This window comes from Paenibacillus harenae DSM 16969 (assembly GCF_000422465.1).
GTDB lineage: Bacteria > Bacillota > Bacilli > Paenibacillales > Paenibacillaceae > Pristimantibacillus > Pristimantibacillus harenae.
In genome coordinates this window covers 39,298-64,384 of the sequence record NZ_AULV01000014.1, presented here as the reverse complement: position 1 = coordinate 64,384, position 25,087 = coordinate 39,298, and the positions used below count along the sequence as shown (strand labels likewise).

The window sequence follows — 25,087 nt, the reverse complement described above, 5'->3', positions numbered from 1 at the left end:
ACTCTCGAAGCGATAGCAGCAGATGTAAGATCGTCCAACTTATATCGTTCATTGATTTGACTGGAAATCGCACTTATAATTTGCCTAATCATCCAGACTCGATATTACGAACAATTGCTTAAGGAGACTTTGACAGCATGAAAAAAAAGGTGAAACTTGTAGATATCGCCAATGAGCTGGGCTTGTCGAAGATGGCGGTCTCCATGGCTCTAAGAGGAGATACGTCCATCAGCACGAAGATTCAAATCGCAATGCAACAGCTGTAATAGGAATGAAGCTCACGGATTGGCAGCTTCAATCATTCCTCGGAGGTAATATCCAATTAACGTGTTATAGTTTCTAAACTTTTTTCATATTCCTCTCCATGGTGTGTCTTATCTCTTGATAGTTTAAGAGCATACATACTTAATGGATTTTTTGATTATATAGCGGATTTCATCTAGTATAGATGCCGGATTTGGCTTACATTGTCTGCTATCCTGTATTCCATCCACTTTGTCAGGCTTCAAACGCCGTTTTTCTTCCAAAACCGTTCATAACACTGGATTGAATCCAGTATAGAGAGAGAATAGTCGAACCAAGAACCAAAGTTACTGCAAAAATCCATTATAGCTCGTATTGGCGAAAGCTATAATGGGTTTTCGTCCATCATAACGAGCATTGGCGAAAGCTATATTGGATTTTACCCATCATTGATGCTGGATTTGGTTTGCATTTGCTCCTACTGACCAATTGGCTCCGTGATCACAATGTTTCAGATCTTTTGTTAAGGTTTGTGAAGCCGAGAATGAAGTTCGAATGATTTAAAAGTGTTCCTAATATTAGATGATCACCGAGAAATCACCTATATGTGCATATTATTTAACGAATTCATCCAAAATAACCTGAATATAAATAGAATGGAGGTCGGATTCTAATGAAACAAGATCAGCTAAGCAACTCCAATATTGAGAAGCAGCCGGTTGCCTTTACCAATTTAAATCACTCGGGCACAAGCTATGCTCAGAATGCGATAGAGCATGTATCGGCGGAGAATTCCATTAACGAAGAAGCGGCAGAAAACTTGACGAAACAGGTTATGCAAAATAAAGATAATGACACTGAAAATGATTATGAAGCACGTGAGATAAACCCTTGACTATGTTGATAGCAATAAGATGACAAAAAAGAAAAAGTGGTTGGGCAGAAACTTTGCACAACCACTTTTTACAATCTGAAATTCCAATAGTTAAGGATGATCCTTGAGTAAAATTAGTAATTCACTTGCTGCCGTTTCATTTATAGGGTCGAGTTGTAATTGATGAAACAACTTTCCCATATCGTTTATATCATTCAATTTTACATCTCTGAGATATACGTCTCTCAGAGTGGTAAAGATAACTGAAGCATAAGAATTAACAAATGAATTCTCTTTTGAAAAAAGAAGTGTATTTCGATAAGGCATTTACTATATTAGCTTGTTCAATAGCAGCAAAATAATCATCTCTCTCCAACGCACCTGATATCCTTCCAAGTGCTGCTGTAAAATCGTCATCAATGTAATTCGATTCGGATTCTGAAGAATGATTAGTTAGAAAAAAAACATTTAGACCAATCGAAATAATTAAAAGTAGGGATATAATAGTCACAATTAATCTGCTCATTAAATTTCATCCCATTTCATTTTTGATTTCAATCTAGTTTTACCAAGGTTTTAATTGAGCGTGGCCATGTACATACGAAAAGTCATTTCCGTAAGAAAGACTAAGTCCTCCCCCCAACGGCATGGTAATCGATGGGTTTATACTAAAAGTCCTAACTTGGTGGGCATAATGACTATATGCATCCGCAACTATAGCATTGCTTACGTTAGGAGTAAAACTATACTTCATGTAGCCGCGATGATTTCTATGGTAAGGGTTATTGTTCAAATCAATTTTGAATGCATAACCACCACCATCTCTCTTGTCGGCAACTGACTTTGGGTTCTCAAAGGTAGTACAAACACCAGATAGTGGATCACATAAATCATATTTGTAAGATAGAGATTCAGTACCAGGAGTAGGAGAGAAATTAGAATTTAGTCCAATAGCAAAAACATCAATATCCGTATTTGAGGGAACCTTTAACCATTCGAACCGAGAAGAAACTGTTCCATAAGAACCGTATCTGTACACCCATGTTTCAAGTTTAAGCCATTCTGTCTCTTTAATACAATCATAAGAAGTCGCAGTACCACATGATACGAGTGACATTGTAGAGAATGACGTTGTAGAGATCTGGTCACTATTCATTTGAACCATTACTTCCTCTTCAGTCATTTCCGTAGTTCGATAATTCAACAAAACAGCGGCAGTCCAGGACTTTTTCTGTCCCCAAACTGCCGCTGTTTCTACATTCGAATCAGCTTACCCCGTGTTATCGCCCGTCATTAACAGTCTAAGTGCATTAGCATCATACCTGCCGATTTGCTTTATTTAATTGGCCGGCGGACGTTCCCGGATTAACCGTACGGGAGAGAGGTGCCGCTATTGCGGCGAGCAAGCTTACCCCTGCGATTGCGCCAAGGACGGACAGAATGCCGTTCAAGGAATCCGTGCTGCCCAAGTACATGACATCGCGCAATCCATCGGCGACGAAACGGAACGGCACCCATGAATAGAGCCAATTCCGTGCGACCTCCGGCAGAAACTCCGGCGCCATTCCAATGACCGGCATGGAGAAGAACATAAGCAGCACGAGAATGCCCATCGCCGGAACTCCCAGCCAGTTCAAGAGCGCCGATTGCAGCAGATAGAACGATGCTCCAGCCAGCAGCAGCAGAAGCCACAGGTCACTCGCCGCATTGACCTCCATGCCGTACCAGCCGGCGGCCATCCACAGCAGCAGGCTTGCCGCCAAGCCGGTGCCGATGAGTCCGGCAGCCGTTTGAGCGGTGCGAAGCGCCCAGCGGTTAGACGCAGGCGCAGCCTTGCTTGCGGCAAGGTACGAGAACGCGCCGATGACGAGACTCCCCAGCCATAGCATTTGGGTCAGAATGTTAGGAGCTCCGCCATTTGCTTGATTAGCGCCTACCGGATTTATGGTTTGGGTATCAAGGGCGATTGGCGTGAGCAGCGCCTGCGCCGTCTGTGCCGGAATTTGCGGCGTATTCGCGCTCAGCTGCTGAAGGATTTGTCCGGCAAATTCCATATTCACGCCTGCGATGACCTGCTGGAAAATTTGTTTTACGGAAGATGCGGCCTGCATGTTGAGTCCCTCGTTGACAATGGCTTTTATCACAGCCTGCTTGGGATCGGGCGAAGCCAGCGTAGCGAGGTTGGCGCTTAGATCGGCGGGGATTAAGAGCGCGCCATAATATTTTTTGTCATGCATGCCATCCATCGCTTCCTCCTCCGAGGCTAAGACGGTCCATTCCAGCGGCAGCTGTTCATTGGACAACAGCTTCTCCTTCATCATTGCTCCGGCATTCAGCTTATCCCCTGTCGGCAGATCGGCTCCTTCGTCCAGCACAACGATAGCAACGGGGATTTCCTTCGGCTTCGCTCCGAGCGCCGTTCCCATCATCGCAAGCCCGAATACCGTCAGGACGACGGCCATGACGACGGCTCCTATCCATAGCAGCTTCTGAGACAGCAGGTTTTTCCAAGTATTCATCAAAATACCTCCTATTAATGAACAAGTAGTTGATTATTGAACACAATGTTTATTATAATGAAATAACGAACGGTATCAATAATCAATTCAGGTTGAAATGTTCATTAATGAACGATAAACTCTGCATCTGTCCTGCTGCTGCGGGATAATGAACAGAAGGGGGCTGACTGTCGTGCCGGAATCGATGGATAAAATAGATGGAAGGATCGTTCGAACCAGGCAAATGCTGCGGGATGCCCTTATCGGCCTCATGGAGGAGAAGGGCTTCGAGGCGACAAGCGTGAGCGATTTGACTTCCCGCGCGGGCTTAAACCGGGGAACCTTCTATTTGCACTATAAGGATAAATACGATCTGCTCGAACAGAGCAAGAAGGAGTTGATTGAAGGTCTTCTTCCTTACTTCCGGCGAGCTTCGCCGAAATTGATGATTGAGCTCGCCTCGGAAGAGGAGGCTAATCCCGTTATCATAAGCGTATTTCAGTATTTGGCCGAGCACGCCTCTTTTATGAAAGTCATGCTTGGACCGAAGGGGGATCCGTCGTTCCCGGATGCCTTGAAACAAGTGATGAAGGAGCAGCTGTTCGAGAAGCTGGTTGAGTTGCAGCCGGGTAATATGGCCGTGCCCCGCGAGTTCTTCCTGGCTTATGTGACATCGGCGAATGTCGGCGTAATCCAGCATTGGTTTGAAAGCGGCATGAACTATTCACCGGCCTACATGGCTTTACTGCTCACCCGAATGACGAGGCGGGGCCCGCTTGCCAACTTGGGATTTGGCCTTTAGGCTTGCCCCGATCGGTTGGACGATAGGGGATAGATTGACGGCAAGAAGCCGCTTCTGTCGATGCCATACCGCTTGGCTATGGGTTCGAGCGTATCGTGCCGGCGTAAAGCCTTAAAGCGCTCACATCCTTTATGATTATCTTTTTTTGCATGCTTATGTGCTACGGCAATGACATATGAATATAGGAAACAATAGCAGGAGCGTACGTACAAGCGGATATTTGATTTTGGAAATGGACCGTTTTAGGTTAAAATAGAACAAAGATACCAAATGGGAGTTGTTACGATGGCACACGACGAAGTTATTTTAACCAAAGAGGGTCTCGCACAATTAGAGGCGGAATTAGACGATCTGAAATATGTGAAGCGCAAGGAGCTGGCCGCCCGGATTAAGCTGGCGATCAGCTACGGCGACTTGAAAGAGAACAGCGAGTACCATTCGGCCAAGGAAGACCAGGCGTTCATGGAGACCCGCATCCTCACGATCGAACGTATGCTGAAGAAAGCCCGGATCGTGGACTCGTCGAGCTTGGATATGTCCGTTGTCAATATCGGATCGGTCGTCGTTCTGAACGACGTCGAATTCAAAGAGAAAATGGAATATAGAATCGTCGGAACGGAAGAAGCCGATGTCGCCGAGAATAAAATCTCGTACGCGAGCCCGCTCGGCAAGGAGCTGATCGGGAAGTCCGTTGGCAGCATCATTCATGTTAACGCGCCGATGGGCGTCATTGAGTACGAGGTGCTTGAAATAAGAGCGATGTAGCATAAAAAAGACGTCATTCCTTAGATAAAGGGTGACGTCTTTTTTATATGGTTATAGAAAATCCGGTTCACTTCAATGAGTTGAATATATTTTCCGTATACGTAGTGACGGCTTCATCGTATTTCGGATACGTATAACCTAGTCTTTCTGCCACAGCCCTTGAGTATTTTCTAAACAGCTCATAACAAGTAAGTAAAGACCGCCGCATTTCCGGATACCCATTCTCGGAATAGGTTGAAAGCAAGGTTTCCCAATCTTCATTTGGAAGGTAACGATTTATAAATTTATAGTTCTTCCCCACACTGAAGGTATACCCATGCTCTGAACCGATTTGCCAAGCCATCATTCTCAATAAATTTGGCCGGGCAATCTCGTTTAAATGGTCAATCGCAAAAAGAATTTCTTTTCTCGCCAATCCTTTCACCACGTAGGTTGAAACCATCCAGAATTCATTACAACAATCATCGAATTCTCTAGCGGTCGGTTTTTTTATCCAATAGTGCCGGTCATCCGCGATCACATCATTTTTGACTCGATTATCTTTATCAAGCAAGACCTCCACTAAACCGTCGCTGTTGGTGAAATAATCATCCGCCTCATTCAATGGAATAAGGGTCAGGTCTAATTTATTCCCGTCATCAAAAAGCATTAAATAGGAGAACCAATTGCCTAAATCTGATGGAAATAGCTCCATATCCTCGGGTTTTTGCATCATGACACGACTCCCGAAAAGGGTAAGCCATTGATCATTTTCCTTGAACGAATCCATATCGGCTACAAAGTAAGAAATGTCATAATCTTGGAACCGATCAGGGGGGATATTTTTGTTTGTACGTGACCCTTCCAAGGTTACCAAACGGATTCTATCATCATGCACGGCAAAATCTACAATGATATTCATCATGTCTTGTTCACTTCTCATTACGGCAGTCCTCCTCCGTTCCAACCTTATTTTACCGCAAAGCGGCAGCTTTTGCCGCATGGATATCATCAGTCGCTTGCACTGCGTCAAATCGAGCCTATTAAGCAAAAAAAGACAAGTTTTAATGAGAAAAAATTAACCGGTTACTGGGACTGCAGCGGGATGCGGACTAACACCTCGTGTGGCAAAGTAATACTAAACAAGGTTATTAATGGCTCAGGCGGATGTGCAGGATGCTGGATTGGCCAAATCATTTTTGTAGGAGGATGGCAATCATGAATTATCATTTCTATGTAGGGAACGACAACGGGAATAGCGAACATGATCTCATCATTGAAGGCAGACTTATTCAACAGCCGAACGTTAATTGTTCAGTGGACGAGCTCCCGTGGAGCGAAGAGCAGACGCCGGAGAGCTTTATCAAGAACCTGCAGGATCAACTGGTCGTAACGATAGACTCGCCTTCTGCCAAACCGGGTATGTATTATGTCGGCAAGTTCGCTCTCGAAAGCGGAGAGATCATAGATAATTTGCAAATCGGGATCGATCTGAAGAGCGATATGGATCTTCCGGTTATCAATACGCTCGCTCAAATCGCAGCGGTCGCAGTTCAAAAGTCCTATGAGGAAGAAAAACAAATTCCCACCCAAATCGACATCGAAGTGGATATGGCGACAGCGCTGCCGGTTACGCAGCATACGGATGAGACATCGGCGAAGTTCGAACGCCGTTTCACGTCCGGCACCCACCATGTTACGGTACATCTGGGCATGCAGCGGGTCGTGGTGAAGATCAGCATTCCTTTCGCTAAAGTCGTGCCGGAGGCGACGCCTGTTATTTTCACGCTTCAGAAGGATGCGGAGGGGAACTGGCGGGAAGGCGATATTTTCGAGGATTTTCTATCGGAATACGGCATTGAGAAGAAATTTAACGGCAGTTTTTTTAAAGATAAACGAATTCTGCATGTCGATATCGGCGACGGCTCGACCGAATATCCGATTACGGAGGGCAACAAATTTCTGCGGCAGTTTGTCCACGGCAGCCATCACGGCGCGGGCTATGCGATCGAGGAAGCGCTTGACGAGTTTAACCGGTTGATCCATTTGCCGAACAGCCCGAGACAGTTCTTCAGCGACGTGATCAAGAATCCGAAGCACAAGTACCATGCCCGTGCGATCAAGACGCTGAGAAGGCCGCTTGAGAGCCAAGTGAAGCAAATTACGCAAAATATTAAGAGACAGCTCACCAAGGCGCGCAATGAAATCGATTTGATCTGCGTTTATGGTGGCGGCAGCATTCTAATGCGCTCGATCCTGTACCCGCAAATTAAGGAGCTGTGCGCGGAACGCGAGATGCAGATGCTGTATATCCCATCCGCTTATGCGGTGCAGTTGAATGCAATGGGGCTCGATGCGTTCGTGCGGGGCAAAATTTACGAGGCGCTCAAGAACAAAGCGTTTCAGCCGGCGTAAAGGGCATGCTTTCGCAATCTATAGGATTCCGGTAGGTGACTGAATTGAAGAAAACGAAGCTCCCGGGCGAAAACATTAGCCTGAAGACCAAGAAATCAGAGGATCCTCTCGTCATGCAGTGGCTGAATGCCCAGTCGAACCTGATGGACTCCCTTCGTTATTTAATCGAGAAGGAGATTTATCAGAACGGCGTCCGCAATCTGCAGGCGTATATTCCTGTCGAACGAGGCACGCTTCATGGCGGTACGGCGCAGATGCAGGAACTCGTACAGGTTCCTCTTATAGCTGGAAAGCAGGAACTGGCTGCGGCAATCGAGGCGGAGCCCGAATCCCTTCATGCGGAGCGGCAGGAGCAGAATCCGGAGCCGGCTGCAGAAGAAGAGATTGACGATGAGGATATTGAGGCTTGGATATGATGTGAGCGGTGCCCGGTACGATGGAGTCGTACCGGGCATTTCTTTATAATACTAAGTAATTCTAAGTACTACTCAGTTTCATAAAGTCAGGTTAAGTATTCCGTTTTTCTTCCGGATTTGAGTCGAACGATGTCGTATTTTAAAAGGTTTTCCCTTGAATCGGCACAGGAGTGCGTGTAGTATACAAGGTGAAACTTCATAACACTCGTATAATTATGGGAATATGGCCCATTCTTTTCTGCCGGACGACCACGATAACCGACCGACTATGAGTGACGGCGCAGCTTAACGTATTGTGAAAAAGGGGATTCAACCATAGGGAAAGGCTTCAATTGAGAGAAATCACTCGAGGGACCATGATGATAAAGGAGGGAAAACAACCGATGAAATTACTACAAGAACGCATACGCGAGGAAGGTCTCATTCTGTCGGATAAGGTGCTGAAGGTGGATTCCTTCCTTAATCATCAGGTGGATACGCAGCTGGCGCTGTCGATCGGACGCGAATTTGCGCAAATATTCGGCAGCAAGCCGATTACAAAGGTGCTGACGATCGAGGCGAGCGGCATTCAATTCGCGATGGCAGCGGGCATTGCGCTGAATGTGCCGTTTATTTATGCGAAGAAGAAAAAAGCTGTTACATTGCCGGAAGAAGTCTATTCGGCGCAGGTGCACTCGTTCACGCGGCAGGAGACCTATCAAATCAGCGTTTCTCGAAACTATATAAGCCCTGAGGATAAGGTGCTGATCGTTGATGATTTTCTGGCTACGGGCGCAGCGCTTGTCGGCTTAGTCGATATCGTGAAGGAAGCGGGCGCGGAGCTTGTCGGAGTCGGCTGCGTCATCGAGAAGAGCTTCCAGGAAGGCCGCGGCCTATTGGAGGAGAAGGGGGTTCGGGTTCATTCTTTGGCCAGAATCGCGTCGATGTCACCGGGAGAAATTCACTTCATAGAGGACGAATTCAGGGTTCGTCAGCATAATTCCCAAAACCGCTAATATGCCATAAAAAGTATTTCAATGAAAGCCCTCCCCGAATACCAACCGCAATTTAAATCCTTGTATTTATATTGGTCACAATTCGTTTGACCTTCATTTCACCTCCGGTCTGTAACGTCAAGTTTAGATGATCTGTTATAATAGATTACTGAAGCATTTAGGCTCTTTATCTCGAAATGCCTAAATAGATGAAATGAGATGGAGGAAAAAATGGATTTTATCAAGAGTCAACTTCTGAGTTATGGGTTAGATCCTGTTATAGCGATGTACCTCTCTTATGTAATTATTATACTCGGCGTAGCCGTGCTCAGCCTATTAGCTGATTTCATTACGAAGAAGGTCCTTCTGAAGAGCATTGCCCGTTCGATTCATAACAATCGATTCAAATGGGACAATGTTATTCTAGAGAGAAGGGTCTTTCACAAACTAGCTCATATTGTTCCTGCGATCATCATTTATTACTTCTCGTCATCCATTCCTGCCTATCGGCATTTAATCGAGAAGGGTGTCATGACCTATATGATTATTGTAGGGGTCCTTGTTGTTGACGCCTTTTTAAATGCAGTTCATGACATCTATCGCACCTATGAAATATCCAAGGTTAAACCTATACGAGGATACATTCAGGTGGTTAAAATTTTTATTTTTACCATCTGTGGAATACTGGTTATTGCCAACCTGCTGGGGGAGAGTCCACTTATACTTTTAAGCGGTATTGGCGCACTATCCGCAGTTATTATGTTAATCTTCAAAGATTCCATATTAGGGCTTGTAGCAGGAATTCAGTTGACCTCCAATGATATGGTGCGAGTTGGCGACTGGATTGAGATGCCTAAATATGGAGCGGATGGGGACGTCATAGATATCTCTTTAAACACGGTCAAGATTCAGAACTGGGACAATACAATAACGACAATCCCAAGCTATGCGTTGATCTCAGACTCTTTCAAAAATTGGAGAGGCATGCAAGATTCCGGCGGGCGGCGAATCAAGCGTTCCATATACCTTGATACAAGCAGCATCGCCTTCTGTTCCTATGAAATGATTGAGAAATTCAAAAATATTCATTATCTCTCAGCGTATATCATGGACAAAGAGAAAGAAATTGAAGCGTACAATACCGCTAATCAAATCGATCGATCGAATAGAGTGAATGGCAGAGCGCTTACGAATATTGGTGTCTTTCGGATGTATATTCAGCATTACCTCCAGAATCATCCCCAAATCCATAAGGGAATGACACTAATGGTTAGACAATTAGCACCTGGAGAAACCGGTGTGCCTTTGGAAATTTACGCATTTACTAGCGATATTCGATGGACTGTCTATGAAGAAACCCAGTCTGATATCTTTGATCATATCTTTGCAGTAGCGCCTGAGTTTGGACTTCGTGTATTCCAATCTCCCTCTGGAAATGATATGAAGCGGGTACTATTAGCGAATCACTTATAAACGGAGTTTGGAGCGAACCGCCAGCATGCCGAAGAATATCGGCGCGATAAAGTTGCATCTGTAACGGATTAGGCCATTCCATGCTGGATGGCCTTAAATTTTGCCGTTATATATTCTTACAGTGCGCAACTCCGATAGCCATATTCATTAAGGTACAGGCTAAGGGTTCAGCGCGTCCACGACTATCGTCGGGTTCCTTCACCTGCCGCAGTCTGTTCCGAATCGCGGCGTTCTCCGGTACAATATAGCCAAATCTGTTGGAGGAGCGTTTGACCATGAATTACGAACAGAAAGTGCACAACGAAATCGCCGCATTGGAGAGCCGGTTTTTCAAGCCGCCCGGATGGCTGGAGAGAACGTCGAAGACGATCGGCAAGCGGATTAACGACTTGATTCCAGCCAAGGTGCACGACGTTATTACGGCCACCATAAAGTCGATCGTGCGTACAGCGCTGTTCGGCGCGGAATATACTCCTAAGAGACCGGTGCAACGGACTCTCCACCTAGAACTCGCCGATCAAGAGGCAAAACGTTTGTTGTCCTTATACCAAAAAATCGCGGCTGCCGAAGGCGCAGGCACCGGAGCGGGCGGCATTGTGCTTAACATCGTGGACTTCCCCGCGTTAATCGCGATCAAGATGAAATTTTTGTTTGAACTGGCTCATATTTACGGGTATGACACGAAGCATTTTCCCGAGCGAGTTTTCATTCTTAAGGTGTTCCAAATGGCGTTCTCCGGATCCGAACAGCGTGCCAAGCTGTTGGACTCGATTAAGCGTTGGGATACTGAAAAGGAGCTGTGGTTCTCGGATACCGAGTACTCCAAAAACATGGATTGGGAGACGTTCCAGAAGGAATACCGCGACGCAATCGACTTTCGGAAAATGCTGCAGATGGTGCCGGGGATTGGCGCGGTGGCGGGTGCTTGGGCGAATTACACCATTCTCGAGGAGCTTGGCGAGACCGCAAAAAACGCTTATCGGTTGCGAAGATTGAACGAGGGCTAATGAAACCGGGGGTTAATCTAATAGTTCACGATGTACGTATCAAAAGAGCCGACATACAAAAAGAAGGTTGTTTCTCGCAATGAGAAACAACCTATTTTTTCGGTCAAACTACAGGGTCAAGCCGTGGCGGCTGAGCGCAGCTGCTTCGAGCGGGGAAATGCCTTGGCGTTCGGCATAGGCAACCAACTTGTCCGACAGGATCGGAGCCAGATGAGCCGGAGGTGCCGCATGGCCCATCAGCCGCTGCCGTCCGGCGTTTCTGCGGGCGAAAGGCCCCCAGATTGCAAAGGTGATGCCGGGGCTTTGGATATTGACAAAGAAGGTTTGGCCATCCGGTGAAAATACGGGCCCCGCCAATTCGGAACCGTTCATTGTATTTTCAGCGAATATGTACGTTTCTCCCTCTGGCGTGATACCGATAATGCGGTCACCGCTGCCGCCATCCTCGGCAATCCACAGGTCACCCCACGGCGTGATACAAATGTTATCCGGCGCCTCCAGATCATTCGCCTCGGAGGATTCGTAGAACAGCTCGAGCGTATTGGTTGCCGGGAAATAGCGGTATACCCGTCCCAGCCGATTTTGCCCCGCGCTCGTATCGTCGAACCAAAATACGCCGCCTTCGAAAAACGCTCCTTCCAACCGGCTGAATTGGATGCAGCCCTTTTCCTTGGCTTCAAGGCTTGGATTTTCCGGGTTTACTTCTTTCCATACGATTCCGATATTTTGCCCCGTATAGAAAGAGCTGGCCTTCGCCGAAGGCATCTCTTCAATCGCCGCCGCTTGAAGCACGCCGCCTTTGTGCAATGCGCCCGGCTGTTGGCTTCTGTCGTTCGGTATGAAACGGTACAGAAAGCTGGGGCTCGCATCTTCCGTCAGATATACGATGCCTGTACTGGGGTCAATTGCCGTCGCTTCATGGGAGAACGCACCCATTTCTCTGATCGGCGTTTTGGACAAGTCATTCTCGGGATCGAGCGGGTCCACCTCGAATACGTATCCGTGGCCTACATCGCGTGTTTCCTCGCAAGTAAGCCATGTTCCCCAAGGCGTTGCGCCCCCGGCACAGTTACGGATCGTTCCCGAGGAGGTGATGTACTCGTCGACAATTTTTCGGTTCGCGCCAACAACGATCGCCGACGTTCCTCCGGTTCTCAGCTTATCATAAGGATTTTTTCCTTCTACCGGATAAGCCGTATTCCCGCTCTGCTCGTGATTGCGGACAAGAATGATGGAATTGTGGCGCCCTTGGAAAGCAGCCATGCCGTCAAATGCTCCCGGTATCAACCGCCCGTCGGAAAGCTTGCCGCCCTGCTCTGAAATAATCCGATACTGGAAACCTTGCGGGAGATTCAGAATGCCGCCCGGATCTTTAACCAAAGTACCGTAACCGCCTGCTCCGCTAGTGGGATTGAGCGTTTCGGCAAATGCCTTTTTGGCTTGTCCAAACGGCAGCATATCCGTTCCGCCCATAAATAAAGCCAGTGTTGTCAATCCACCTGCCTTCAGAAAGTCTTTTCTGTCCATAACGTCCTCCTTATCGGTTTTTGTGCAGTCTCAATAGGAAGTCTTGTACAGTATAGCAGGTTAATTTTAAGCGTTTGTGTGTATTCGATTAAGTTTCAGTTAAGGATCCCGGCGTTGATAACTGCGGATCGCCTTTTATAAGTCTTACTGTGAATAACCGAACTGGCAGTTATAGTACCCATTTAGTTTTCAGGTGGATGTTCAATTAAAAAGAACTTCAGGAAGGTTACTGCATCTATAAAACAAGTAGTTCACCGTTACGGAAATAATAAATATTTTCCCGTTTAAAGCCATACTCTCCATTTCTGTGCTTGATATGCGGCTCAAATGTAAAAAGAGACGCTTCACTAAGCTTCATCCTATTCCCCGACTCAAAATATCTTCTATGATCTTTATTGCATTCGATTGTATGCCCCAAGTTCCCGGAAAAATCAAGATTAATGTAACCAAGTTGTTGTATAACCTCATTCATATATAAGTAAACTTCTTCAAAAGTCATGTCAGGTCTAACAAAATCAATGAATACGTTATGGAGTTCCTTTTCGGTGTCAATTCCATGTGAAAATGCTAAGGCAGCTTCATTTTTGGTGTTTGCAAGCACGTCTTCTTCAACCACATTTCCTTCGATGACTACTAGTGTTCGTGCATAGTCTCCCCAATAGGTGTTAATCTCTGGACTAAGGTCTATAGTCACGATATCGTTTCTTCCGACAATGGTATCCGAAGGCTTATAATCCTTACCCGACTCAGAAATGATGGTTCTCTTTCCGACATGAACGAGCGCTCCTATACCGTGATACCAAAAACGATGGATGCCTTGATTTCTCATGATCTCTTCGGCTTTATAAGCGATTTCATTTTCCGTGATGCCTTCTTTAATTATCTTCTGTAATTCGCTAACGGTAGCTTTAGCGATCGATTGCACGTAAGTATAAGGTGACAAATGTTCCACGAACAAACCTCTTTCCTACTTTTTATATGAAAAGACGAAAGCATTAAGCAGCACAAATGAAATAAATCCCGCTGAAACATTTGCCTCATCTGCACAGTCTAATTCATTATCTGACATTTGGAAAGGATAGTTGTGCAGTGAAAAGGGCTATGACTGCAATAGGTGTACTGGCGTTGATTCTAAACGCTGCTTGCGCGTATTACGCAATGAGCACGGGGGAAGCTGAGCTAACCGGGGACGTTAAAGCCCATCACCTTTGGATTATTGGAAAATCTCACTCCAATGATCCTAAGATGATGGGCTTATTTGTTCTAGATTACCGCTGTTTTGTTGTTAAGAGCGATTTACTTTTTTTCGTTACGGTTATCCTAAGCCAACTTGGCTTTTCTAATTTTGTGATACGTGACGTAGGAACCTGCAATGACCAGGAATCCAAAGATCATGAAGATTCCTTCAGCGGCTGTCCCGATGGCAAGGAAGGAAAACGTGGCGCCGGCGAGATCGAACGTAAGTCCGGCATATGCCCATTCCTTGATTCTAGGAAACCCGGGCAAGATAATCGCAACAACGCCCAGCAGCTTCGCCACCCCTAGGAAGGGGAGGAGATAGGTTGGATAACCCAGCTGACCAAAAAGGGCAATGGAGTCGGCCGAGGAAAGGATGTTAGGCAAGGAACCTACCCCCATAAGCAGGGCCACTAATCCGGTACAAATCCAGTAAGTAACAATAAGTTTACGCATAATTTCGTTCTGCCTCCTTATCGGTTCAGCTCGGCAAGCGCAGACTCCAGACGATCCAACGTCTGCTTGGCGCCTTCCACAGCTCCGTATTGTTTGACAGCCATATCCAGTTCCTCTGCGGTCGGGAACAAGCTGGTCATCGTCAGCTCCGTGGCGGCCCCCTTGTCATCGAAGGTGACAGTTACATGGAACATCTCTTCATTCTGAGTATCGCCGTGGTGGTAAACAAGCCGCTCCGGAGCAGCGATCTCTACGTATCGAATGACATTGTCGTAATCCGTTCCGTCGGGGCCGTGCATGATATACCGCCATGCGCCGCCTGGCGTTAGCGTGAACTCTTGCACCGTAATCGTGAAGCCGTTCGGCCCCCACCAGTTCGGGAGATGCTTCGGGTCCGTCCACACCTGAAAGACAAGCTCGCGGGGCGCTTGAAACGTACGTTGAACCCGGAGCTCCCGACCTTGAATAGAAGTTTGTGCATGACTTATGGCTGGTCCTTGTGTCATAAATGATTCCTCCCGATTTTTTCTTTTTTGAAAAGCTCTTGCACGTATCGTGGTATTCATGGCATTGTGCGGATACCTCCTTAGCTGTTCGTTATTGTCGTTGTTCATTGCTTATGAACAAAATATACTTCATAAGGAATATTCTTGTCAAGGAATATTTTAATATATTTGTCCTGTGGAGAAAAAAAGAACGCCTCGATGCGATGGGGTTGAATACGAAGCCATAGCCTCATAAAGCCCATCGGGAGGTCGCTCTAAATTAGCTGATCACATGAAGCTTCCATAAGAAGGTTTCTATTTACAAATACCGAATTAGTATATCGTTAACGTTCAAATGAACAAATAGAGGTGATCTTTCTATGGGAAAGCAGTTTGAAAGCATTCTTCCGCAGCATGAGGATTTTATCCGGCAGCAGCATTTATTTTTTGTAGGTTCGGCGCCGCTGTCCGCAGAGGGACATATTAATCTTTCGCCAAAAGGGCATGATGCCTTGCGCATCCTCTCGCCTAACCGCGTCGCCTACCTGGACATGACCGGAAGCGGGAATGAAACGAGCGCTCATATCGACGAGAACGGCAGGATAACCGTCATGTTCTGCGCATTCGAAGGGCTGCCGAACATCCTCAGGCTCTACGGCACAGGCAGCGTTGTCCTGCCGGGATCGCCGGAGTGGGAGGCGCTGTATCCCTTGTTCGACCCGCTGCCGGGTGCAAGGCAAATCATCGACGTCGCCGTACACAAGGTGCAGACCTCCTGCGGCTACGCGGTCCCGTTCATGACCTATGCGGGCGAGCGGGATACGCTTAAGCGGTGGGCCGTCCAGAAAGGCGAAGACGGCTTGAAGGCCTATTGGCAGGAGAAAAACAAACGTACGATCGACGGCATGCCGACTCCGCTTGGCCGAACGCTCTGACGTTAAAGATGTACCAAATGAACATGATATTGATAATGGTTATATTCACACCCAAACAACATTTAGTTTTTCGAAATGATTTCAACTATTTTACTTTTCGTTAAAATGGGAGCTTCATCTACTGCAGCAAGTGTTCTTGAAAGGAATTTTCCCGCTTTCCGTTTTAATTCATTCCTGTATTCAGAATTGATTATAACTTTTTTTATAGATGTGACTAGATGGTTCGCACTCTCTATAATTTCTCCGGCTTGCGCTTTTACTAGATGGGCGTTATTTTGATTGTGATTAAGCTGATAATGGTAGGGAATAGGAGGTTGCAGGATGAGAAGAGGCTTGTCAACAAGCGCTGCTTCAATTGCGGTGTTCGAAGAAATGGTCATTAAACAATCGATATGTGCTAAAAACTCATACAAAGCGTAATCCGGTGGTAATATTCTAATATTCGGCTTTCCGTTCAATATAGGATATTCATGTGGATCATTCTTATGTTTTTTGACCAAAATGGTTACTGGAAGATGATTTGGAATAGCGTTTATCCATTCCTCAATCCTACCATTAGCATCTGGAAACGGCTGAGATGTAAAACCAAAAATATGATGATGCGCTGGAATGTTTAGTTCATTTAAAAAATATTTTTTTGAACAGATCGATCGTTCCAACTCGCAAAAAAATTTAATATTTCCAGTTTCAAAAATTTTATTTTCTTTTGTATTTCTCTCCATAAACCATTTTTTTTGATTGCTTCCCCACACAAAATAATAGTCTGCCCGAGTAGGAATGATAGTTCGATCTCCAATGAGTAGCAGAGGCATATTAATGAATGGGATATTATATTTTTTCGATAAGAGACCAAGAATACCACCGTGAATACTCGCTTCGGATTGAACGATCATGACGGCCGGTTTTGATTTTATGAGGAGCCGGTCTAAAATAAAAACCCACCTAAGAATGTGCAAAGCGTTAGTTATGAACCATTGCTTAAATAAAGGCGTACTGAAATAATAATGCTTAGGACTTTTCGATAAGAGCTGAGTTACCTGGTTTTTAAGAAGCATTTTCTGCTGGTTGAAGTTTTCGCTGTTTGATCTTTGTAATTCCTCCCTTAACAGATAAATGTTAACGTGTTTTGGTTTACAATTATACTTCTCTTGATGCCTAGCCCCATACATGGTAACCTCATATTTTTTTAAGTTGGTCAACAGCAAAATCATAAAATTCATCCGATAGGATTATTGAATTTTTGTTTTTTTGAAGGGGAACCCGGGCAATATTATCAAGAGCTATTAATTGTTCATTAATCACCCATTTCTTGAAATCTTTGCTGCTTACGAAGTTTGCTAATAAGAGTTTGATTCATCCGGTTCTGATCAACAAATGGTTGAATATGCACGAGAAACATTGAGGCTAGGCATGGAGCGATTGGTAATCCATAAATTTTCAAAGATGAATAATGTAGAAAGAAATCATAAAGCAAAGAATATTTTATCAAATGGTAATCATTTACTTTAGTCTCACCGTACAAATAATAACCCCCTACTAATTATCAAAATTTTGCCGTTCCTTATAGTTTATAAACTCAACTTTCGCAGAACAAAAAACAGCTTAAAAGCAGATTCAGCACAGGTTCGGATGCGATTGAATCATTGGCTTGACGAGAATAGAAAAACACCACTTCGTTTGGTAAAGTGAAAGTGACGAGCAATCACTACCACACAGAAGAGGTGTCTTCTCCATGATAGATCAACAATAGCCACTCGATCAACTGCCAAATGAAATCAAATCGGCTTTTCTGGAACTGAACGTGCTGAAACACTTGCGTGGTGCGGGATTTAAGAAGAAATTCGGCTTTTCTTGCGCCTATTTATTTCGCCTTGTTTTTGTCCTGTTGTTTCACCAGAAAAATTGGTTTCGCCTTCTGGAGAGCCGCATGGGCGCTTCATTTCCTGGTAAGGATGCAGTGTATCGTTTCTTGAATCATACCGGCTATGCATGGCGGCGATTTTTGCTGTCGCTCAGCGGTGAAACGATTATGAAAATGGAGCCGCTGACCTCGTCATACCGGGAGACTGCTCTGATCTTCGACGATTCTATGTTTGCGCGCAACCGGAGTAAGGCCGTCGAGATGCTGGCGCGCTTTAAAGATCATGCAACCGGCGCCTTCTACAAGGGCTTCCGCATGTTGACCATTGGCTGGTCTGATGGCCATTCTTTTGTCCCTGTAGACTTCGCGCTACTGAGCTCGACGAAATCCGGCATCAACGGCATAGCAGACGGGATTGACAAGCGAAGCCATGGTTACAAGCGTCGGAAGGAAGCGTTTTGCTCGGCTCCACAAGTCATAGCAGCTATGCTGGATCGCGCGATACAAGCAGGCATTTCGGCACCGTATGCCCTTATGGACAGTTGGTTTACGCATGCGCCGCTCATTCAGGAAGTCACTCGTCGCGGATTGCATGTGATCGGCATGATCAGTAACGATAACAAGCGCTATCTCGTAGATGGAATTCGGCTGAACCTAAAGGAACTTTACGCCGTGGCATCGCAAGTTGAGGGGAAAAACCGTACCGTTCTTCGTTTCATCCGAACCTCGCTTGCCCCCGGAATACCAGTGGTGGTCGTGTTTGTTCGCCATCGTTCCAAGAAGAACGAATGGCTTGCTGTTCTTTCGACTGATCTGAGTCTGACTGCCCAAGACATCATCCGGATTTACCGGATGCGCTGGGACATCGAGGTGTTTTTCAAATGCGCTAAATCGATGCTGCGGCTGCAAAACGAATTCCAAGGCCGTTCGTATGACTTGCTTGTGAGCCATACAACTATTGTGTTTTCCCGCTATATCCTACTTGCGTGGCAGCACCGGCAGAGCACAGATTCTCGCTCATTTGGCGGCTTGTTTTTTTGGCTATGCGATGAAGCCGGAACGTTGGATTGGACGGTCGCCCTACAACAATTGCTCGATCTATTAAACGAAATTGCTGCAAAAACAAGCAAGAAACTTTCGGCGCTGATTCAACGTCAACTCCAGCATTGGATTTCCGCTTTGCCCAACTACATCAAGGTTTGTTTGCCGATTTCATGCTGCGAAAGTTGAGTTATTAAGATAAAAAATTTCTGCTTATATCATGAGCCTATTCCACAAAGTTTTCATCGAGCCGGTTATTCATAATTACGAAAAGAAGGAGGGTTGCTTGCCCTCCTACAATAACCTGAATCGGTAGCGGAAACACGGGCATCCCGATTTTCTCCGATAAATAGTTGGTTTAATAATTGATGATCTATTGTAATTTGATATTGAGCCATGAATAAATCTCTACTCTGGAAAGGTCTGGACAACTTCTCCTAGATGAGTATTTACTTCATGGCTTATTTTTTATGAAGTTTATCATTTCACATAATATTATATGGACTCTGTTCGATTGGTAAAGCGCAATTCATAGTCACATATTTGTTTTGCTTGAAAGATAGATGTTTTTCTCATACCCTTTCTCTTAATCTCTCATATAGTAAAGTATGTATTCCAGAAGTGTTCAATTATCTGGTTATTATAGGAGTGAGGTGATTGTTGCATGTTTGGACAAGAACGGTTAAATGCCCACAATATCGTGAAGTACGGGTTAACCAAAGAGTTTTTTGAGAGGTTTAGGACGCTTAAATACAACGGCATTGAATTGCCGCCGACGATGATGAGGTCTTTCCATATGTTTATCATGCCGTATGTTAACCGCCATATGACAAACCGCTCTTATGTTTCGGCCATGAGACGGAAACATAGGCTTGCCACTATGAGAAACGTGCAGTCCGCATTATTTCGAAAACCGAAGGTCACTACCAATCTGGGCAAAGTCTCCAGTCGTACGACCATTCTGTTACCTGCAAAACTGGTTTCATTCGCTTTGGAAAAGCTCCTTAGATATAAGGTCGTGATCATTGTTTCGGATGCTAATGACCGCAAGGCATTGTTTGGGAAGCGCCTGCCTTCGAATTTCAAGATCTACAACTATTCTCAAGCCATAAGACGCGTTCAGGTGCCTGTCAAAATCAGAGACAACTTAAAAAAATACATCAGTCGATATATGAAGTTGAATCGCAGGCATCCGGTCTTCGGCAAGAGCCGCTTCGGGAGCTGGTTCTACCGGCAATCGCTCAGTTCAATCAAGGCGAACCGGGTATTGGATCACCTGATACGCCGATATCCGATCGGTATTGTCATTGATCATATCGAGATTTCCAATCCCGGCACAACGCTCGTACTGCTTGCCAACAAATATAACCTGCCGTTTATTAATGTACCTCAGTTGCTCATCGCCGACAGGTCTCTCATTCCCGCACGGGCATCCCATTATGTCGTATGGGGCAAAAGTTATAAAAAATGGATGACTAGGCGCGGCATTGCTCCTGGAAAAATCATCATTGGCGGGAATATAAGATTTAAAAGCGGAATGAGAAAAGTAAAAATGAGCAGACCTGCCTTTTTAAAACAATACCGAATTCCTCCAAATCATATCGTCGTAACTTATACCAGCCAACCGTTTGATCGACGAGTCAATGCAACGGTATTAAGATGGATTCGGCAAACGTCAAGATTGCCTATACCGGTCATTTTCATCATTAAACCTCATCCGGAGGACAGTTTTAATTATTCCCGTTATATAAGAGAAAATCAAAAGATCCGGCTGCTGCCGGGAAACAACGGATTAAATAACGTACTTCAAAATACGGATCTCGTCATGACCATCTCATCCAATACGGCCATAGAAGCAGCTATGTTTAAGAAAGGAATTATCGTCCTGCAGCCTACGATCCCTTATGACTATGACCATCATAATAATGATTTCAATGCCCATTTGGTTCACGCTGCCGCGGGGATGGTTGCGTATAATCATGGCGACCTGGCCCGGCATTTGAAAAGTTATTGCGTCAGCAAACAGAGCAGAATAAGAACGGCCGTCCGTTCGAACGCGTTCTTGAAGCAAACACTGAATACTTCTGTAAATCCCTCCGTCGTTCTGCTCAAGGTCGTCAGGAAGTTATTGAAGAGAAAGCGACTGTACAGAGGGAGGTGAGGGAGGAGATAAAAATCTCCCCCAGTATGCTTCTCTGTCATTCTTTTATCTTAAATATAGTATTGGAAAATCATATATTCTGCATAGGACATGCACCAATTCCATGCCAATTTCTGATAATTTGGTCATTTGCGCATAAAAAAAGGAGGGCACTATGCCCTCCATACCACTATCAATTAATAAGCCAGCGCGAACAGTCCGTGGATATGCGACAGGTAGCGGATGTTGCTCGCTTCCTTCATCAGCGTTGCAGGCAAGCCTTTCAGCTGGGTAGCGTTGCCGCCGATTGTGCCTACGGCGTCCTTACGTCCAAGGCTGCCGAGCGTACCGGAGAATACCGGATTAAATTTGTCCATCACGCCGCCTTTGAGGTGAACCGACAGATTATAGCCGACCGTTTCGCCCATTTGCCATGCCAGCTGAGCTGTCGGCGGGTAAGGACGATCGCCGCCCTCAGGGAATACGACCGCGCAGTCGCCCGCAAGGAAGACGTCAGGATGCGATGTCGATTGCAGGGTTGGCGTTACGGTAGAACGACCGCGATCCTCTGCCAGGCCGCTGCTGCCAACGACCGGATTGCCTTTGACGCCGCCTGTCCAGATGATGGTGCTGGACTCGATCGTACGGCCGTCCTTCAGCGATACGGAATTTTTGGTTGCTTCGGTAATCGCCACGCCGGTAATGAAGTTGACGCCGCGCTTCTCCAGGCTCGATACCGCACGATCGATCAATACTTTAGGGAAGATCGGCAGAACGGCCGGCCCTGCTTCTACGCAGTATAACGCCACGTCATTGAAATCGATGCCTTTGCTGCGGCAAACCTCAGGCAATTTGTCTGCGAATTCGCCTACAAGCTCGACGCCGGTCAAGCCGCCGCCGCCTACAACGATCGTCGCATCGGCTATATTGCCGGATTGTTTGTACGCATCCAGCTTGGCTTCAACATGTGCGCGAATGCGGTTCGCATCGGCAACGGATTTAAGCACGAGGCTGTTCTCCTCAAGACCCGGAATGCCGAAGTAGTTCGTCTCGCTGCCCAGAGCGACGACAAGAGCATGGTATCTTTGTACTTGTCCGCTCTCCAGAACGACCGTCTTGTCGTTCGGCTTAATTTCTTTGACCGCATCCACGATGATATTAATGTCTTTATCACGGAGAAGCTTCTTCAGCGGAAGCGCAACGGCTCCTTCGGAAATCGTGCCGCCCGCAAGACGGTGAAGCTCGGTAATGATTTGATGAGTAGGGAAACGGTTAACGAGCGTAATGCTCGCTTCCGAGGCCGATAAATGTTGACGCGCTGTCAGAGCGGTAAGAATACCGCCGTAACCGCCGCCTAGAATTAAAATTTCCTTCGACATGTTCATCCTCCATTCGTTCTATGCGTATTCGGTGATTAGGCCTTTTCGTTTCTCCGTTCAGCCATTACGTTCAGGAAAGCTTGCGCGAAGCGAAGCGTCTTCTGAACCTCCGGGTCCTTCAGCATTTTCAGCATGGCAAACAAGCCGACGGTCGTGCCCGCCGCTTCCTGCGAGCGCTCGCCGGCTTCCATTGCAGCGGTCGCGATGCCTTTTGCTTTTTCTTGAACCGGTTTAACGAATTCACCGATACCTTGAGCGAAATCGTTGATCAGCACTTTATCCGTTGCGATGCCTTGAGCAAAATCATAAGCCTTGGTCATCAGCGTGACCATCTCGGCTAATTTCGGCAGGTTATCGACCAGTACGGTCAAGGACTGTTGAACCTCCGGCTTCATTAGCTGATCAAGCACGTCTAACGGCTGTTTTTCATCAGCTACACTTAGTGCAGCAGCTTGCTCGGTAGATACTTGTGACATAAGAGAATGTCCCCCTTTGCGTAAATTTGAAGGTAAGTTTAGTCTCAATTGAGTCAGCCGCTATAGGTAAGGCTGCGCACCTCAGAACATTGTTACACTTTTCACAAAGTTTTTGAAAAAAAGGCCTCGCATGTTTTTCTCACACTTGTGACTGCGGTGAAGGTTACGCAATAGCGTATGTGACGGAATCGGATTCAAACCCATTACTTCTATTCTACATCGTTTGAAGCAAAAGTGAATAACTTTTCGAAAAAAATGTGAAAAAGCGCTCGTTCCAGCTAGTATTCTCCGATTATATTATGGCTATTCCTGAACGGATTACTTTGATAAGGTATAAGAAAACCGATTAGCGAGGGAAGGAAGCGAGGAAGCATATGCAGCCCTATACGCAGAGAGTAATCGAGGTAATAAAAGCGATTCCCGAGGGTTATGTCATGACTTACGGGCAAGTGGCGGGGCAGGCGGGCAGCCCAAGAGGGGCCAGACAGGTCGTCCGGATCCTCCACTCGATGAGCGAATCGCACAACCTGCCTTGGCACAGAGTCGTCAATGCCAAGGGAGAGATCGCGATCAAGGATGAAGAAGCCCGGTATAGGCAGACGTTATATCTAAGCGGAGAAGGCGTGGAGGTAAGCGGATCAGGGCGGATCGATCTGGAGAAATACCGCTATACGGAGATGGATTTTATTGATTAAAAAACGGTTGACTCTCACGTTACGTGATACTTTATAGTGATAATCAAGGGAGGCGGACAGCAATGAAAGTGAAGGAAGTTGCAGATCTCGTCGGGATCAGTGTACGCACGTTGCATCATTATGACGAGATCGGGCTGCTGAAACCGGAGGAGCTGACGGAGTCCGGCTATCGCGTTTATTCGGATGAAAGCCTGGAGCTGCTTCAGCAAATTTTATTTTTCCGCGAGCTGGGCTTCCCCTTGAAAAAAATTAAAGAGATCGTCAGCAGTCCATCCTTTAACAACGAGGAGGCGCTGGAGCTGCAACGACGGATGCTGCTCGACAAACGGCGCCAGCTCGACCGGATGATCGAGACGCTTGAACTGACGATCCGGCATGCGAAGGGAGAAATTAAAATGACGAACCAACAAAAATTCGAAGGCTTTGACTTCAGCAGCAATCCTTATGAGCAGGAAGCGCGCGATCGCTGGGGCGACGAGGCGGTAGACCAATCGAACGCGAAGATCGGCAAGATGACGAAGCAGGAGCAGCAGGAGCTGGCGGACGGCATGAACGCGATTTACAGGAAGCTGGCGTCGCTGCGCCATGAATCGCCGGAATCCTCGGAATCGCAGGCAGCCATTAAAGAATGGTATGACTACCTGAACAAGATGGGCAGCTATACGTTGGAGGCTTTCCGGGGGCTGGGGCAAATGTATGTCGACGACGCTCGTTTTACGAAAAACATCGACCAGTTCGGCGAAGGCTTAGCCGCTTTCATGCGCGATGCGATGGCTGTATACGCGGATCAAAATGAATAATGTAAAAGGGGCGTCCCGATGGTCTAATCGACCGCGGGGCGCCTGTTCTTCATTATAAATCTCTCATAAAAGTCCGAATGGAGGCAGCTCGTCCGTATAATTATAATGATACAACTATCCGGGAAGGGAGTACCTCGCAATGACGACTGAATCCGCGCCAAGCAGCAGCTTGCGTAACTTCACGATATCGACTGAAATCTTTTTTAAGCCGAATCTCGATATTTACTCACAGATGATTTATATCGTATTAAGCTCATGCACCACCGCCGATACCGCTTCCTTATCGTTAGCCGAAGTGGCCATGAAGGGCCGAATGACGACGAAGCAGGCGGTCAAAGCGATGCAAGCGCTCGTGGATGAGCAGCTCATTCCGCATAAACTGTTCCGCAAAATGATCGGGGAATTCCAGGACGACCGCTTATCATGGGCGGCCAAGGGCCTTCTCACCTATTGCAAGGAGCATAAAAATATTACGATTTCCGAACTGCTTCTGCTCTCCGACCAATCCGGCGAGGATGAACAAAGCATCCGGAAGGCGATCTCCGAGCTTGCCCGCAACGGTTATTTGGAAGAATACCCGGAACTTAGAAGGCTGGCGAATTAGCAAGGG

General features: G+C 46.3%; 26 protein-coding genes and 1 riboswitch. Of the genes, 15 read left to right on the top strand and 11 right to left on the bottom strand.

What is annotated here, in order from left to right; translation table 11 throughout:
* Window positions 1-137 precede the first annotated feature (137 nt).
* Both H581_RS37615 and H581_RS0101840 read left to right on the top strand, forming a co-directional pair.
* Window positions 138-266: a LacI family DNA-binding transcriptional regulator gene (locus H581_RS37615; protein WP_156889477.1), complete on the top strand. Its 129-nt coding sequence runs from the start codon at window positions 138-140 to the stop codon at window positions 264-266.
* Window positions 267-916: 650 nt separating this feature from the next.
* Window positions 917-1,138, top strand: a complete 222-nt coding sequence (locus tag H581_RS0101840; RefSeq protein WP_028608520.1) for a hypothetical protein — start codon at window positions 917-919, stop codon at window positions 1,136-1,138.
* 256 nt (window positions 1,139-1,394) lie between these two features.
* Here H581_RS0101840 and H581_RS0101835 read toward each other — a convergent pair whose 3' ends face one another.
* From H581_RS0101835 to H581_RS32740, 3 genes are all read right to left on the bottom strand, one after another.
* Entirely contained in the window at window positions 1,395-1,643 is a 249-nt protein-coding gene (locus tag H581_RS0101835; protein WP_028608519.1) for a hypothetical protein, read from the bottom strand.
* A gap of 39 nt (window positions 1,644-1,682) precedes the next feature.
* Window positions 1,683-2,282, bottom strand: a complete 600-nt coding sequence (locus H581_RS37610; protein ID WP_156889476.1) for a hypothetical protein — start codon at window positions 2,280-2,282, stop codon at window positions 1,683-1,685.
* 151 nt (window positions 2,283-2,433) lie between these two features.
* Window positions 2,434-3,636: a YhgE/Pip domain-containing protein gene (locus H581_RS32740; RefSeq protein ID WP_051250385.1), complete on the bottom strand. Its 1,203-nt coding sequence runs from the start codon at window positions 3,634-3,636 to the stop codon at window positions 2,434-2,436.
* A gap of 172 nt (window positions 3,637-3,808) precedes the next feature.
* Between H581_RS32740 and H581_RS0101825 the strand changes: the two genes are divergently transcribed.
* Window positions 3,809-4,417 (top strand): TetR/AcrR family transcriptional regulator, encoded by a 609-nt coding sequence (locus tag H581_RS0101825; RefSeq protein ID WP_245599865.1) that lies wholly within the window; start codon window positions 3,809-3,811, stop codon window positions 4,415-4,417.
* 285 nt (window positions 4,418-4,702) lie between these two features.
* Window positions 4,703-5,182 (top strand): transcription elongation factor GreA, encoded by a 480-nt coding sequence (gene greA / locus H581_RS0101820; RefSeq protein WP_028608517.1) that lies wholly within the window; start codon window positions 4,703-4,705, stop codon window positions 5,180-5,182.
* 67 nt (window positions 5,183-5,249) lie between these two features.
* Here the strand turns inward: greA and ant(6) are convergent, their stop codons facing one another.
* On the bottom strand, window positions 5,250-6,104 hold the full coding sequence (gene ant(6), locus H581_RS0101815) for an aminoglycoside 6-adenylyltransferase (protein ID WP_028608516.1): 855 nt from the start codon (window positions 6,102-6,104) through the stop codon (window positions 5,250-5,252).
* A gap of 275 nt (window positions 6,105-6,379) precedes the next feature.
* Between ant(6) and H581_RS0101810 the strand changes: the two genes are divergently transcribed.
* From H581_RS0101810 to H581_RS0101790, 5 genes are all read left to right on the top strand, one after another.
* Window positions 6,380-7,576, top strand: a complete 1,197-nt coding sequence (locus H581_RS0101810) for a ParM/StbA family protein (RefSeq protein WP_028608515.1) — start codon at window positions 6,380-6,382, stop codon at window positions 7,574-7,576.
* A gap of 35 nt (window positions 7,577-7,611) precedes the next feature.
* Complete coding sequence (locus tag H581_RS0101805; RefSeq protein WP_245599863.1) at window positions 7,612-7,992, top strand: hypothetical protein; 381 nt, start codon at window positions 7,612-7,614, stop codon at window positions 7,990-7,992.
* 185 nt (window positions 7,993-8,177) lie between these two features.
* A riboswitch (purine riboswitch) is annotated at window positions 8,178-8,281 on the top strand.
* Between the two features lie 94 nt (window positions 8,282-8,375).
* Window positions 8,376-8,987: a xanthine phosphoribosyltransferase gene (locus tag H581_RS0101800; protein ID WP_028608513.1), complete on the top strand. Its 612-nt coding sequence runs from the start codon at window positions 8,376-8,378 to the stop codon at window positions 8,985-8,987.
* Between the two features lie 210 nt (window positions 8,988-9,197).
* The gene (locus H581_RS0101795; RefSeq protein WP_028608512.1) at window positions 9,198-10,439 is read left to right on the top strand and encodes a mechanosensitive ion channel family protein; all 1,242 of its coding nucleotides are present in this window, start codon (window positions 9,198-9,200) and stop codon (window positions 10,437-10,439) included.
* A gap of 275 nt (window positions 10,440-10,714) precedes the next feature.
* A complete protein-coding gene (locus tag H581_RS0101790) occupies window positions 10,715-11,446 on the top strand; it encodes an EcsC family protein (protein ID WP_028608511.1) in 732 nt (243 codons plus the stop codon).
* Between the two features lie 108 nt (window positions 11,447-11,554).
* Here H581_RS0101790 and H581_RS0101785 read toward each other — a convergent pair whose 3' ends face one another.
* The 4 genes from H581_RS0101785 to H581_RS0101770 form a co-directional block, all read right to left on the bottom strand.
* The gene (locus H581_RS0101785; RefSeq protein WP_028608510.1) at window positions 11,555-12,973 is read right to left on the bottom strand and encodes an alkaline phosphatase PhoX; all 1,419 of its coding nucleotides are present in this window, start codon (window positions 12,971-12,973) and stop codon (window positions 11,555-11,557) included.
* A 235-nt stretch (window positions 12,974-13,208) separates the two neighbouring features.
* Complete coding sequence (locus H581_RS36855) at window positions 13,209-13,925, bottom strand: M24 family metallopeptidase (protein WP_169507398.1); 717 nt, start codon at window positions 13,923-13,925, stop codon at window positions 13,209-13,211.
* Window positions 13,926-14,293: 368 nt separating this feature from the next.
* Window positions 14,294-14,665, bottom strand: coding sequence for a DoxX family protein (locus tag H581_RS0101775; RefSeq protein ID WP_028608508.1), 372 nt, complete (start codon window positions 14,663-14,665; stop codon window positions 14,294-14,296).
* A 17-nt stretch (window positions 14,666-14,682) separates the two neighbouring features.
* Window positions 14,683-15,171 carry an SRPBCC family protein gene (locus H581_RS0101770; protein WP_036717398.1) on the bottom strand — a complete coding sequence of 163 codons (489 nt, stop codon included), beginning with the start codon at window positions 15,169-15,171 and terminating at the stop codon, window positions 14,683-14,685.
* Window positions 15,172-15,530: 359 nt separating this feature from the next.
* Here H581_RS0101770 and H581_RS0101765 point away from each other — a divergent pair, with 359 nt between their 5' ends.
* Window positions 15,531-16,085 (top strand): pyridoxamine 5'-phosphate oxidase family protein, encoded by a 555-nt coding sequence (locus tag H581_RS0101765; RefSeq protein ID WP_028608506.1) that lies wholly within the window; start codon window positions 15,531-15,533, stop codon window positions 16,083-16,085.
* 62 nt (window positions 16,086-16,147) lie between these two features.
* Here the strand turns inward: H581_RS0101765 and H581_RS0101760 are convergent, their stop codons facing one another.
* A complete protein-coding gene (locus H581_RS0101760) occupies window positions 16,148-17,296 on the bottom strand; it encodes a glycosyltransferase family protein (protein ID WP_028608505.1) in 1,149 nt (382 codons plus the stop codon).
* A gap of 551 nt (window positions 17,297-17,847) precedes the next feature.
* Here H581_RS0101760 and H581_RS32735 point away from each other — a divergent pair.
* Both H581_RS32735 and H581_RS0101740 read left to right on the top strand, forming a co-directional pair.
* The gene (locus tag H581_RS32735; protein ID WP_245599879.1) at window positions 17,848-19,176 is read left to right on the top strand and encodes an IS4 family transposase; all 1,329 of its coding nucleotides are present in this window, start codon (window positions 17,848-17,850) and stop codon (window positions 19,174-19,176) included.
* Window positions 19,177-19,651: 475 nt separating this feature from the next.
* Entirely contained in the window at window positions 19,652-21,148 is a 1,497-nt protein-coding gene (locus H581_RS0101740) for a hypothetical protein (RefSeq protein ID WP_028608503.1), read from the top strand.
* A gap of 176 nt (window positions 21,149-21,324) precedes the next feature.
* On the opposite strand, the gene H581_RS0101735 is transcribed toward H581_RS0101740, so the two are convergent.
* Together H581_RS0101735 and H581_RS0101730 are read right to left on the bottom strand one after the other, a co-directional pair.
* On the bottom strand, window positions 21,325-22,506 hold the full coding sequence (locus H581_RS0101735) for an NAD(P)/FAD-dependent oxidoreductase (protein WP_028608502.1): 1,182 nt from the start codon (window positions 22,504-22,506) through the stop codon (window positions 21,325-21,327).
* A 35-nt stretch (window positions 22,507-22,541) separates the two neighbouring features.
* A complete protein-coding gene (locus H581_RS0101730) occupies window positions 22,542-22,982 on the bottom strand; it encodes a DUF1641 domain-containing protein (protein WP_028608501.1) in 441 nt (146 codons plus the stop codon).
* A 374-nt stretch (window positions 22,983-23,356) separates the two neighbouring features.
* Here H581_RS0101730 and H581_RS0101725 point away from each other — a divergent pair, with 374 nt between their 5' ends.
* From H581_RS0101725 to H581_RS0101715, 3 genes are all read left to right on the top strand, one after another.
* Complete coding sequence (locus H581_RS0101725; protein WP_028608500.1) at window positions 23,357-23,677, top strand: MGMT family protein; 321 nt, start codon at window positions 23,357-23,359, stop codon at window positions 23,675-23,677.
* Window positions 23,678-23,739: 62 nt separating this feature from the next.
* A complete protein-coding gene (locus H581_RS0101720) occupies window positions 23,740-24,477 on the top strand; it encodes a MerR family transcriptional regulator (protein WP_028608499.1) in 738 nt (245 codons plus the stop codon).
* Between the two features lie 139 nt (window positions 24,478-24,616).
* On the top strand, window positions 24,617-25,081 hold the full coding sequence (locus H581_RS0101715; RefSeq protein WP_028608498.1) for a hypothetical protein: 465 nt from the start codon (window positions 24,617-24,619) through the stop codon (window positions 25,079-25,081).
* The last annotated feature ends 6 nt before the right edge of the window (window positions 25,082-25,087 follow it).

What these genes read in the sequence shown, in the direction of transcription:
- H581_RS37610 (WP_156889476.1), bottom strand. Translation starts at nt 2,282, where the DNA reads ATGGTTCAAATGAATAGTGACCAGATCTCTACAACGTCATTCTCTACA.
- H581_RS0101800 (WP_028608513.1), top strand. Translation starts at nt 8,376, where the DNA reads ATGAAATTACTACAAGAACGCATACGCGAGGAAGGTCTCATTCTGTCG.
- H581_RS0101785 (WP_028608510.1), bottom strand. Translation starts at nt 12,973, where the DNA reads ATGGACAGAAAAGACTTTCTGAAGGCAGGTGGATTGACAACACTGGCT.
- H581_RS0101720 (WP_028608499.1), top strand. Translation starts at nt 23,740, where the DNA reads ATGAAAGTGAAGGAAGTTGCAGATCTCGTCGGGATCAGTGTACGCACG.
- H581_RS0101790 (WP_028608511.1), top strand. Translation starts at nt 10,715, where the DNA reads ATGAATTACGAACAGAAAGTGCACAACGAAATCGCCGCATTGGAGAGC.
- H581_RS0101770 (WP_036717398.1), bottom strand. Translation starts at nt 15,171, where the DNA reads ATGACACAAGGACCAGCCATAAGTCATGCACAAACTTCTATTCAAGGT.
- greA (WP_028608517.1), top strand. Translation starts at nt 4,703, where the DNA reads ATGGCACACGACGAAGTTATTTTAACCAAAGAGGGTCTCGCACAATTA.
- H581_RS32740 (WP_051250385.1), bottom strand. Translation starts at nt 3,636, where the DNA reads ATGAATACTTGGAAAAACCTGCTGTCTCAGAAGCTGCTATGGATAGGA.
- H581_RS0101715 (WP_028608498.1), top strand. Translation starts at nt 24,617, where the DNA reads ATGACGACTGAATCCGCGCCAAGCAGCAGCTTGCGTAACTTCACGATA.
- H581_RS37615 (WP_156889477.1), top strand. Translation starts at nt 138, where the DNA reads ATGAAAAAAAAGGTGAAACTTGTAGATATCGCCAATGAGCTGGGCTTG.
- H581_RS0101735 (WP_028608502.1), bottom strand. Translation starts at nt 22,506, where the DNA reads ATGTCGAAGGAAATTTTAATTCTAGGCGGCGGTTACGGCGGTATTCTT.
- H581_RS0101795 (WP_028608512.1), top strand. Translation starts at nt 9,198, where the DNA reads ATGGATTTTATCAAGAGTCAACTTCTGAGTTATGGGTTAGATCCTGTT.
- H581_RS0101730 (WP_028608501.1), bottom strand. Translation starts at nt 22,982, where the DNA reads ATGTCACAAGTATCTACCGAGCAAGCTGCTGCACTAAGTGTAGCTGAT.
- H581_RS0101840 (WP_028608520.1), top strand. Translation starts at nt 917, where the DNA reads ATGAAACAAGATCAGCTAAGCAACTCCAATATTGAGAAGCAGCCGGTT.
- H581_RS0101810 (WP_028608515.1), top strand. Translation starts at nt 6,380, where the DNA reads ATGAATTATCATTTCTATGTAGGGAACGACAACGGGAATAGCGAACAT.
- H581_RS0101765 (WP_028608506.1), top strand. Translation starts at nt 15,531, where the DNA reads ATGGGAAAGCAGTTTGAAAGCATTCTTCCGCAGCATGAGGATTTTATC.
- H581_RS0101835 (WP_028608519.1), bottom strand. Translation starts at nt 1,643, where the DNA reads ATGAGCAGATTAATTGTGACTATTATATCCCTACTTTTAATTATTTCG.
- H581_RS0101775 (WP_028608508.1), bottom strand. Translation starts at nt 14,665, where the DNA reads ATGCGTAAACTTATTGTTACTTACTGGATTTGTACCGGATTAGTGGCC.
- H581_RS0101760 (WP_028608505.1), bottom strand. Translation starts at nt 17,296, where the DNA reads ATGATTTTGCTGTTGACCAACTTAAAAAAATATGAGGTTACCATGTAT.
- H581_RS0101725 (WP_028608500.1), top strand. Translation starts at nt 23,357, where the DNA reads ATGCAGCCCTATACGCAGAGAGTAATCGAGGTAATAAAAGCGATTCCC.
- H581_RS0101740 (WP_028608503.1), top strand. Translation starts at nt 19,652, where the DNA reads ATGTTTGGACAAGAACGGTTAAATGCCCACAATATCGTGAAGTACGGG.